Origin of the sequence: Gimesia alba (assembly GCF_007744675.1) — a bacterium.
Taxonomy (GTDB): domain Bacteria; phylum Planctomycetota; class Planctomycetia; order Planctomycetales; family Planctomycetaceae; genus Gimesia; species Gimesia alba.
In genome coordinates, this window is the sequence record NZ_CP036269.1 from 2,033,736 (window position 1) to 2,044,169 (window position 10,434).

Genomic DNA, 10,434 nt, shown 5'->3' on the forward strand with positions numbered 1-10,434 from the left:
AACTATTTTTCGGGTCGAGCAGTCTTATTTTAAAATCAGAGACAGGGGCGTCTTGCTGATTGAAATCGTATTTTGACGGAATTCGTTTTTGTTACTTACTGTTGCTCTATGTTATTCACAGGGGGCTTTTAACTGTGGTTTCAAATGGTCTGTCAGGAGTTTGGTTGCTTCGTCGTTGTCCCGGTCTGCAATGGCATTGGCGATGAGTTCGTGATCCCGCAGCCCTTTGCTGGTGGGAGGGTGGCCGTACAAATCGCCTGCATGGAAGTAATCCAGTAGAACGCCATGGAACTGTTTCACAAAATTGCCGTGCGAGGCGGCCAGAATGGTCTGGTGGAACAGACAGTCCAGCTCCTTGTAAGTTTTACTGGTGCCGGTGGGATCCTGATTGATCTTCTGCATGACCCGTTGCATCTCGACGACGATGGTTTGCAGCCGAATAATTTCTTCGGCAGTAATCAATTCTACTGCCAGTGAGATCGAACCGATTTCGATGACGGCTCGCAGCTGTTGTAATTCGCTCCATCCCTGGGGACTGGCGACTTGAGGTACGAGTGCTTTTCTCAAAACGGAAGAAAAGTTATCGGCTTCTGCAACACAGAGTCCAAGTCCCTGGCGTCCTGTCACCACGCCCAAGCCTCTGAGTGACCCGATGGCTTCCCGAACCACAGTGCGCGAGACGCCAAACTGATCTGCCAGATCGGCTTCCGTTCCCAGACGGTCGCCGGGGGCGAGGCGGTCGTTCCGAATTCGTTCGCAAAGGTGATCGGCCAGTTCAGCACTTAAGGTTTTTGCTGATTCCTGGGGACGAGCATCCATCGATGTTTTCATTGTAAAACTGCTTTCGTGTGAGCGTCATTTAAAATGGCAAACAGGGCTCGCGTGGACAAACCACAGAACACCAGTTTCTTGAATCGGCTTCCCAAAGAGTGGGATCAATTCGTTGCCAGCAAACTGATTTTGTATTATAAGATGTGAGATTGTATTACAATCTGGAGTATTATCATATAACTGTAAGCGTGGACGTCAAGAAAATTAGTGACGTTTTGCACAAGTTTACTGATGTTTTGAATAAGGCTCTGATAGAAATCATGTGTGTTTGATGTTTTGTTGCTGGCATCAACGAATGACTCATTTCTGATCAGGGACTGGTAGATGGATACGAATCGTTTCACATTAGGTGAAGGGCAAACGCCTCTCTTGCGTTCTCGTCATATGGGGCCAAGCGCGGGCCTCGATCATTTGTATTTCAAACTGGAAACAATCAATCCGACGGGGTCTTATAAAGATCGTTTTGCTGCTGCCGCGATTACCGATATGCAGGCGCAGGGCAAAACACGCATGGTGACTTCGTCCAGCGGGAATGCCGGTTCCGCGCTGGCGGCTTACAGTGCTGCCGCCGGTATGGCGTGCCAGGTGGCTGTGTTTATTGGCGCTCCAGAAAATAAGTTGAAACAGATGCTGGCCTACGGTGCTCAAATCTGGAAGATTCAGGATTTTGGAGCCGACCCGGAAATTACCCGAGAGGCCTTTGAGTATCTCAGGCACGTAGGTTCGGCGGCGGATGCGCAGCTTCAGATCAGCAGTTATCAATATAGTCCCGTCAGTATGATGGGAGTGGAAGCCATTGGTTCAGAACTGGTAAGTCAATCGGAGTCGATGTCGCGGTCGATCGATCATGTCTTCTGTTGCGCTGGGGGCGGGGGACTACTGCTGGCGATTGTGCGGGGCTTTGAATCTGCGCTGCGGGAGAAAAAAATCGAGTGTCTGCCTGCCATGCACTGTGTTCAGCCGGCGGGAAACAATACGATCGCTGGTCCGTTACGCGAGGGATTAGATCAGGCGCAGCCCTGTCACAGTACAACGGCAATCGGTGGACTGCAGGTGGCCAGTGTACTTGACGGAGACGCTGTGATAGCCGCCTGCCGGCAGACGGGGGGCACCGGTTATCTCGTCGACGATGAAACGGTTTTTGAGGTGCAGTCCCAACTGGCACGTCAGGAAGGCATCTTCTGTGAACCGGCGGCTGCGGTTTCCCTGGCAGGCGTTCTGCAGGCGGCCAAAGCAGGCAAAATTCAACGCGAGGAGACAGTGGTCTGTGTCGTAACAGGGACCGGGTTTAAAGACCAGGCTGCCCTCGATCGTATGTTGGCTTCGACAGTTTGTCCGGTCGTCACACTGCCTGAATTTATTGATCTGACTACTTAAATTCCCATTCAAAAGAAAGTCGATTTCTATCATGAGTTCAATCAAGATGATTACTGCACTGGGAACACCATTGACGCCCGAGGAAGAATTGCATATTCCGGGGCTGGAAGCGCATATTCATGATCAGTTGGCACATGGCATCAATGGATTCTTAGTCGCCGGGACAATGGGGTTGATGCAGTTGCTCACGGAATCGACGTATCGGCAACTGGTCGAACAGAGTGTGCACTTCAATGCCGGCAAAGCGGAATTACTGGTGGGGGTCGGCGATACGAGTTTCGTGCGGACTCGCGATCGCATTCGTATGGTCGAGCAATTTGATATTGATGGCGTGGTCGCATTGGCTCCTTTTTTCCTCAAATACAGTCAGGAAGATCTGGTTGATTATTATCTGTCACTGGCCGAATTGAGTTCCAAACCGCTGTATCTGTATGACCTGCCTCAGACAACGGGGACGAAGCTGGAAGTGGAAACGGTGTTGAAGTTGGCAGAGCATCCGAATATTCATGGCATCAAATGTTCGGATCATTTTGTCACGATTCGGCCCGTGCTGGATATGATGGGAGATGAGTTTCGCGTGATTGTGGCACAACCGAATTTAATGGATGTTCTGTTGCGGTCCGGTGTCCGCGAACATCTGGACGGGATTTATGGTCTGGTGCCAGAATGGATTGAAAAGATGGTCGCGGCGACTGAGACAGAGAACTGGACCGAGTTGGCGTTGATTCAACAGGACCTGTCGGCACTGTTGCGACTTCTGGTCACCCCTCCCGCACCGCTGTTTTCGACAGTCACGGCGATTTTAAACATGCGGGGCATTCCCGGTAATTTTGCGCCTCGTCCGATGCGTCCTTTGACCGCGGGTGAGCAGACTCAGCTTGCCGAACATCCTCTCATTCAGAAGGTCTTCGCCGGGAAAACCATTTCTTCTGTCGATGTTTAAACCAGAATCTTGCTCTCAGATGAGACCTTTAATCTGCTTGTGGATCAACCTGTTTGACCAGCTTATGAACGGAGGCGGAGATCAGATCTTCCGTATCAGGTCCCCAGCGATAGGCGGGGCGTCCGTATTCATACAGATTCGAACCCCCTTCGTAGCCTCCTTCCAGCCAGACGCGTTTGGAAGGGATGTAGGAGATCATGTCGTCTGCGTAGCCGCAGACCCAGGTGCCCGGTCCGAATTCGCGTTTGAAGCGGAGCGAGTAATCGACCACGGTTTCTGCGCCCATCCCAATCATCAGCATTTCCGTGCCGAGCCGCCAGGCATGGATCGGATAAGGATAAGCGGCGGGAAAGGTTTCGCCCTGGTCCAGTTTTTTCAGTAAGCGCGCTGCCCAGCGTTTTTTGATGGCACTGCCGCTTTTGGTGTCGGCTTCCAGATCAGCGCGGGTGACGACTTTCAGATAAGGGAGTTCGACATACTCAAATGCAGTTTTCAAACCGGGAGAGATCGGCTCAAGTGGTTTCTTCAGAACTTTTTCGACGGCGACCGCCAGCATGTGACCATATTTTTCACAGAGTTCGACTTTTCTGCGCGGGAGCGGATTCTGATCTCCGCCGCAGGTGTTAACGAACATGGCGGTGACACCGGGATGATTCTTTTCGAGTTCCAACTGGGCGAAGCCGGGATAATCGCCGCAGATCTTGGTAAAACTGAGGGTCGTCGGGTGGCAGGCATAACCAAACAGGACGGCGTCGAGTTTTCCGTCAGGACGCGTGACGGTCATGACGGGAACCGCGTGATCTACGGGGCCGACCAGTGCTTTTCCTGATTTGAGGAGATTAGGGATATCCGCTTCCCGGTTATTGCGACGATTGACGGCGAACGTGGTATGGCCGGTTCCCCTCTGCAGACGAGCAGGGGACAGGCTTGCGAGAGACTGGCCAATCATCTCCACGGTTTTGACAACCATGAGGTCGGTATATTCTGCGACGAGTTGGTCTTGCTGGGGAGTGGTGGGATAGTAGTCGTAGAGATCGTCACCCAGCCGGGGACCACAGTGGTTGTGCGAGAACGTAAACATGATCTGTTTCCGTTCGAGTCCATATTTGTTTTTGATCTGTGCGAAGACCCGGTCGCTCATACTTTTGGGAACGCCTTGAAAATCGCTGGAGATCAGCACGGCGCGATTTCCGTTGTTGTCTTCCAGCGCGAGTGCTTTCATCCAGATGTCGTGCAGCTTCGCGTCGGGTGCCCGTTTCGATCCGTAGCCGGCCAGCCAGACTCCGGTTTCCGGGGTGATCACTGCTTTGGCAAGCCCCGCTTTCCAGGTCTCAGCGGCATCGACTGTTCTGTCCGTCAATCCACACAGGCCAATTACAAGCAGACTGAAAGCGGCTAAAAAACAGCGAGAAAAAACAGGAGTAGATTTTGGTTTCGAGACCCGGTTCATGATGCTGCGCTCCTTTTGCCTGGGCAGGATTTGATCGGTGAGTGCTATTTTCTAATGTAAGTTTACAAAAGTGAAATAGCAAGCATGATTCAATTTCTGGGAGTCTCGGAACCGGAATTCGATTTGTCTTTCGAGAACGAGTGCCTGAAGCTGGGGTCGGATCGTTTGAATCGACCTTGGAGAAAGAGTAACTCATCATGAATGATGGCAGAACCGCCGGTTAAGCAGTCTGTTTGCTACTATCATTGTGGTTGTTTGAGGCTTGTCCGATCCGGGCGGCGATTTCAGGAATGAAAACATTGCGGTCGATGGGTTTGGATAAGTAGGCATCACAGCCTGCCGTCAGGCAGCGTTGGTCATCACCTTTCATTGCATGCGCGGTTAATGCGACGATTTGTCCTGTGTATCCGAGTTCACGAAGTGTCTGGGTTGCTTCATAACCATCCATGACGGGCATTTGCATATCCATCAAAATCAGATCGAACGGGTCATCCGATTCCTTCGCGGCCAGCGCGAGTTTAATACCTTCGACACCATTTTTGGCAATGGTGACTTCGGCACCCGCTTTATTTAAAATAAATCTGATCAAACGCTGATTGTCTGGCCCATCTTCCACCAGCAGAATTCGACCTTTAACCGGACTATTGACGGAATATTCCAGTGGCGTTGATCGGGGGGCCGATGAGTCATCGATGGAAGTCAGCATGGGGGTGTCGGGGGGGATTGAGGCTGCAATGCTCAGCGTGAACTCACTGCCTTTGCCATATTCACTTTTGAGGCTTACGTTACCCCCGAGCAGTTCCGCAATCCGTTTGGTGATGGTTAATCCCAACCCTGTTCCACCGTGCTTGCGTGAGGTCGAAGAATCTGCCTGACCAAAGGGTTGAAAAATGTGGTGCATTTCAGCATCAGAAATACCCATGCCTGTATCGCTGATTTGAAAACAGAGCAATTGACTCTGGGGATGATATTCGATTCTGATTCGAATTGTACCATTGCTGGTGAATTTGATCGCGTTTCCAGTAAGATTAACGAGTGCCTGTTTCAGACGCGTTGGATCAGTCTGGATCACAGCAGGTACTTCACCGTGGAGTTCCAGGTGTAGTTCGTTCTGATTTTCTTTGGCGCGGTCCTCCAGCAGCGTTTGGACATCAAGTAATATATGGACTGGATTGAGTTTTCGTTTTTCCAGGTCGATTCTTCCGGATTCAATTTTGGAAAGATCCAGGATATCGTTGATGATATCCAGTAAATAGTGCCCGTTGCGCTGTATTGTCTGAGCCGCTTTTGACCGGTCTGTTTCGGAAATCTCTTCATTCTGCAGAATCTCGCTGAAGCCCAGAATGGCCGTCATCGGCGTGCGAATTTCGTGGCTCATATTTGCCAGGAAAATACTCTTGGCATGTGTGGCAGCCTCTGCAGCTCTATGGGCATTCTTCAAGCGCTCCCGGGTTTCCTCCAGTTCATTAATGATTTGCGCCGAGTTGACAAGTGCATTCGCCTGAGTATCAGTAAACTCCCGGCTTTTTTGCCGGTTTTCGTCAAATCTATTGCGAAGATTGACCAGTGTCTGTTTGATATCAGCGATTGTCGTTTGCAGATCACTTATTGCCAGTGTGGCATTGGAAATTGCTTCAATGGGCGGGAGCGATTCGTCTTCTCTTCGGTATGTTTCGATGATTTGCGCACTGACCTCAGAGAGCGCCTGATGTAATTTTGAGACAACTGACTGCTCAAGTTGTTCGGTCAGTTTTTCCAGCTTGAGAAGCGCGTGATTTGATTTGGTCATGCTGATGATGCTCCTGCATCTTTGTGGTATTTCATCGATACGATCGACTTACTGGAATTTCGAACTGAATTTGATTGAGTTTCCGGGATATCCTTGATTTCACCCGAATTGTGACACGAACGGTTTTGGAGAATTGAGAGTAGACTCAAAAATGCAGGCAGTCGGAAGCTGCATTGTTGTATCTTGAGTTTCACCTCATGGAATACGAATTTGTGAGTGGAAATATGATTAATTTTGTCGATTTTCTTTGAGGTGAGAACGAAGCTGGTAGTTTCGTTTGGTCTAAGAGACACTTTGTAAAAACGGTGTTGAATCGAAATCTGAGGTAGATTTCATTCTTTGTTTCGAGGGGACAGCATTCAAAGGATTTGGAAGTTGATAATGTCTGAGTTGATGTGCCTGAATCAGATCTTTAGCATAGTGCAAACTTTTCAGGAAAGAGATAAAAACCTCCTTTTAAAGAATTATGAGCATTCCTTTCTCCAGTGATTGTAAGGGGTTATCTGGTTTGGATCATTTCTGTAAGTTTGATTCCAGTGTGGAGGGATTTTGCTATTTGAGAGGCGCGGTAAATTACTTCAGAATGGAAGATGCAAGACCGAATTGGGAGTGCAAGTTGAGAGAAGAGGTTTTCCTCTGCTAATGAAACAAATTTGAAATGAGGATTGTCAAGTTCCTTGAACTCTGACTTCACTTTCCATTCATACTTTGAAACGAGCGCTTCAAATAGGCCTGCAGATTCTTTGATTTTTCTTGAGCCAGTCTGTTTAAAGAATCACGAGAGGGATCCAGATCGGTTGCCGTATTTGATCAAATTCATGTGGAAGGGCACTCATCATTTTCCTGAGTAGCGTTTATTAATTTGATTGGTCCTTACCCATGACGTATAACCGGGGCTAACGCTCTGCGGCTAATGGGCCTTTTCTGCGGTCATCGTCCAGTAAACAGGGGCAACAACACACGGTCGGCTACAGTGAATTCTTACATCGCGAACTCTGTAGACCTCAAAATCAGGATCAGAACTATTAAATAAACGCTACCTAGGGCAGACATGCACGCAACCAGAGGTTGTCAGACGAAACGCGCTTTGCTTTCTGTATCATCACAGGGCTCAATAATTAAAGAGGTTTCTTGCATCTGATTGTATAGTATTCTGTGCAGTTTTTTTATGTGCATATGTTTTGGCGGGTCTGACTGTTTGTCTTTGTTTTTGCTGATCATACTTCGGTTACTACCCACAAAACGTGTCATTTTTCTGTCTAACCGGATGAAAAAAATATTCTAAATATTGTCAGTTCTCATAAATAACCTAAAATTTACAGAACATTAACGTAATAAGAGTGTTTCTTATCTTGCCAACAACGTGATAGTGTCGGTTATCCTTCCCCCCACCGCTGTTCTTAATTCTCAGGGCCTGAAGTTCAATTTAAGAAACATATGAGCTGATTTTGTCAGATTCTGACAAACTTTGTTTGGGCCGCTGTTCGTCATTTACTTTTATCAGGAAATCTATTTATGCGATCGAAGAACGTACACAAAAAAAGAGGTTTTACGCTGATCGAATTGCTGGTGGTGATTGCCATCATTGCGATTCTGATTGCACTGTTACTGCCGGCCGTGCAGCAGGCACGTGAAGCCGCCCGTCGCAGCACCTGTAAAAACAGTCTAAAGCAGATGGGGATAGCATTACACAACTACCACGATACGCACCGCACGTTTCCTCCGGGAGCTGTCTTCTATGGAACTGGTTCTGCTCCTGCCAACGGGCGTTCTGCAGACTGGGGAACCACCTGGGTTGTACAAATTCTGCCCTTTATGGACCAGGCCCCGTTGTACAACAAATATAATATGTCGTTAAAAGCACGGAGTGCCAATGCAAGTGCTGCTGACAGTCCCTTGCGTACCAAACTCACGCTTTTGCGTTGCCCCTCTCAGCCAGGGGTGGACCGATTTTTGTTGACTCAGGACTTCACCGGGTTTTCAAAAATCACCTATGCCGGTTCTGTCGGCTCAGGTTCAACACTGGATATTGCTGACTTCAACGATAACTCCCGTCGTGGGATCTTCAGTGCGATCGCACAAAACGGTGCAAAAATTCGTGATATCACCGACGGAACGACGAATGTGATTATGGCGAGTGAAATCGTAACCGGTACCAATACCGGCGATGACAAGGGAGCCTGGGGCTGGTGTACCGGGGCATTGTTTAGCGGAACCAACGAAAACGGTGTGTTGACTCCCAATACCAGTCTGGTGACCGACCGGACTCCTTATGCGTCCAATAATACTTCAGACAAGAACTATAATCGACGCAACAATCCGGATGACACCAATGCAGGATCAGGTCAGGCAGCACGTAGTTTCCACGTAGGCGGCGTGCATGCATTACTGGGTGATGGTGCTGTCCGATTCATCTCTGAAAATATTGATCAGACCACCTATCTGAATCTACTGGCAATTGGTGATGGAAACGTGATTGGCGAGTTCTAAGGTGCAACTGATCTTCGATCGTCAATAAGGGTTTGCAGCTCCAATCATTTCCATTGGAGCTGCTTTTTTACTTCAATACTAAAGGCAAAGAGAGATGAACAGTAAAATCGGATTTGGAAAGCAATTGCTTTGCTGTTTCACTGTGATTTTGATGACGGCCGTTTTAGCTGCCTGCGGTGGTCGAGAGGCCCCCCCACAGTCTGAGCATACTCGAAATGAGGTCGCACAAAAATCAGTCGAAGAATTTGTGGCATCTGCTAAAAAAAGCCCCAAGGAAGCAGCCCAGAACCTCTCTGTTCTAATGGAGTCACTCGAAGCATATGCCAGCGAGTTTCAGGGGCCTTACATCCAATTACGAGACACGGCCAAAGAACTGCAGTCACTCTATCAGAGTTCAGCTGCGAAGGACAAAATTGAAGCGCAGCTGGATACACTCAAGCAGCAGGCGGAATCTTTATAAACAAGAGACAATGCCGAATTACGATAGAAAAGTGATCGCATGAGGTCGTTCATGCGATCACTTTTTTGTCTCTGTATTTTCTGCTTCAGTCTTCAATTGTAAGAGATCGAATCGTGCCGTTCGTGTTGAGATTTTTGCCGAACGAGAGTGTGGCTGTGAGACGCAGGTCAGGATAACCGGCGATCGTTACCGTGGGCGGAGTTAAATATCCAGCACCTGGATTGAGAATCTTGATTTCGGTTACCTTTCCGTCTTTGATGATGGCTGTCGCGCTGGCAGGAGTGTGCTTCCAGAGATTCCCTCTTCCAGGCTGGTAGCGGTAATAATTCGAGACTTCATCCAGCCGTTCGTTGGTGATGCCGTGTTTGCCCAATGCGTCCAGCAGCACTTTTTTATTCGCACGGGCTCTGGCTTCAGTGGGATGTCCGTTTTGTGCCGGTTTCACATTGCTGAAGGCATCTCGAAAAACTTGTGCTTCGACACCCAGCGCTGCAGCGATGAGGGCCACTGGTCGCCCGTGATCGCGGGGATCGGTTTCGTATCCGCCGTTGAACAATACAGTGCCTGCAGGGGCATTTGGGGAAACGGGAGGTCGTTCGGGACCTTCGAATCGATCTTCACCAGGATGTGGTGCGGGACGTGGCGGGCGACCTCGTTCTGGACGGCGGTGATGGTCGTCTCCTGGTCTCCGCCCCTGTTCGTGTCCTCGTTGATGATCTGGTCGATGACCATGTCCACGGTCGTGTTCTGGCCTGCGTCCTCGCTCGTGTTCTGGTCTGTGACCTCGTTCGTGATGTGGACCGTGCCCCCGTTCCTCTTCAGGGCGCGGGGGGCGTGGCAGTTCCTCACGCGTCAATTTTCCGTCCTTGTCCCAATCCAGTTTTTTCAGAACTGCTTCCGACTGTTCGAGTTCCTGAGCAGAAATCTCGCCATTCTGATCGGTATCAAATAAACTCAGGATTGGATCGGGAGGCGGGGAACCCGGACGACCGCAATTCCGGTCACTACGTGATTTTTGAGATGAGATACCAGTGGTGACTAAACCAGCGATGGCAACAAAGGCAATAAAAAACTTCATCTGGATGACTCTCCTA

General features: G+C 49.3%; 8 protein-coding genes. 4 read left to right on the forward strand and 4 right to left on the reverse strand.

The window, feature by feature from the left end:
- Positions 1-111: 111 nt before the first annotated feature.
- Positions 112-819, reverse strand: a complete 708-nt coding sequence (locus Pan241w_RS07810) for a FadR/GntR family transcriptional regulator (protein WP_198000389.1) — start codon at positions 817-819, stop codon at positions 112-114.
- A gap of 336 nt (positions 820-1,155) precedes the next feature.
- Here Pan241w_RS07810 and Pan241w_RS07815 point away from each other — a divergent pair, with 336 nt between their 5' ends.
- Positions 1,156-2,208, forward strand: a complete 1,053-nt coding sequence (locus tag Pan241w_RS07815) for a pyridoxal-phosphate dependent enzyme (protein WP_145213394.1) — start codon at positions 1,156-1,158, stop codon at positions 2,206-2,208.
- 31 nt (positions 2,209-2,239) lie between these two features.
- The gene (locus tag Pan241w_RS07820; protein ID WP_232107385.1) at positions 2,240-3,151 is read left to right on the forward strand and encodes a dihydrodipicolinate synthase family protein; all 912 of its coding nucleotides are present in this window, start codon (positions 2,240-2,242) and stop codon (positions 3,149-3,151) included.
- A gap of 28 nt (positions 3,152-3,179) precedes the next feature.
- Here Pan241w_RS07820 and Pan241w_RS07825 read toward each other — a convergent pair whose 3' ends face one another.
- Both Pan241w_RS07825 and Pan241w_RS07830 read right to left on the reverse strand, forming a co-directional pair.
- Positions 3,180-4,601 carry a neutral/alkaline non-lysosomal ceramidase N-terminal domain-containing protein gene (locus Pan241w_RS07825; protein ID WP_145213400.1) on the reverse strand — a complete coding sequence of 474 codons (1,422 nt, stop codon included), beginning with the start codon at positions 4,599-4,601 and terminating at the stop codon, positions 3,180-3,182.
- A 220-nt stretch (positions 4,602-4,821) separates the two neighbouring features.
- Positions 4,822-6,390 carry an ATP-binding protein gene (locus Pan241w_RS07830; protein WP_145213403.1) on the reverse strand — a complete coding sequence of 523 codons (1,569 nt, stop codon included), beginning with the start codon at positions 6,388-6,390 and terminating at the stop codon, positions 4,822-4,824.
- A 1,515-nt stretch (positions 6,391-7,905) separates the two neighbouring features.
- On the opposite strand from Pan241w_RS07830, the gene Pan241w_RS07835 reads away from it, so the two are divergent.
- Positions 7,906-8,880 (forward strand): DUF1559 family PulG-like putative transporter, encoded by a 975-nt coding sequence (locus Pan241w_RS07835; protein WP_145213407.1) that lies wholly within the window; start codon positions 7,906-7,908, stop codon positions 8,878-8,880.
- 94 nt (positions 8,881-8,974) lie between these two features.
- Positions 8,975-9,340 (forward strand): hypothetical protein, encoded by a 366-nt coding sequence (locus Pan241w_RS07840; protein WP_145213410.1) that lies wholly within the window; start codon positions 8,975-8,977, stop codon positions 9,338-9,340.
- Between the two features lie 85 nt (positions 9,341-9,425).
- Here Pan241w_RS07840 and Pan241w_RS07845 read toward each other — a convergent pair whose 3' ends face one another.
- Positions 9,426-10,418, reverse strand: coding sequence for an EF-hand domain-containing protein (locus Pan241w_RS07845; RefSeq protein ID WP_198000390.1), 993 nt, complete (start codon positions 10,416-10,418; stop codon positions 9,426-9,428).
- Positions 10,419-10,434: the final 16 nt, after the last annotated feature.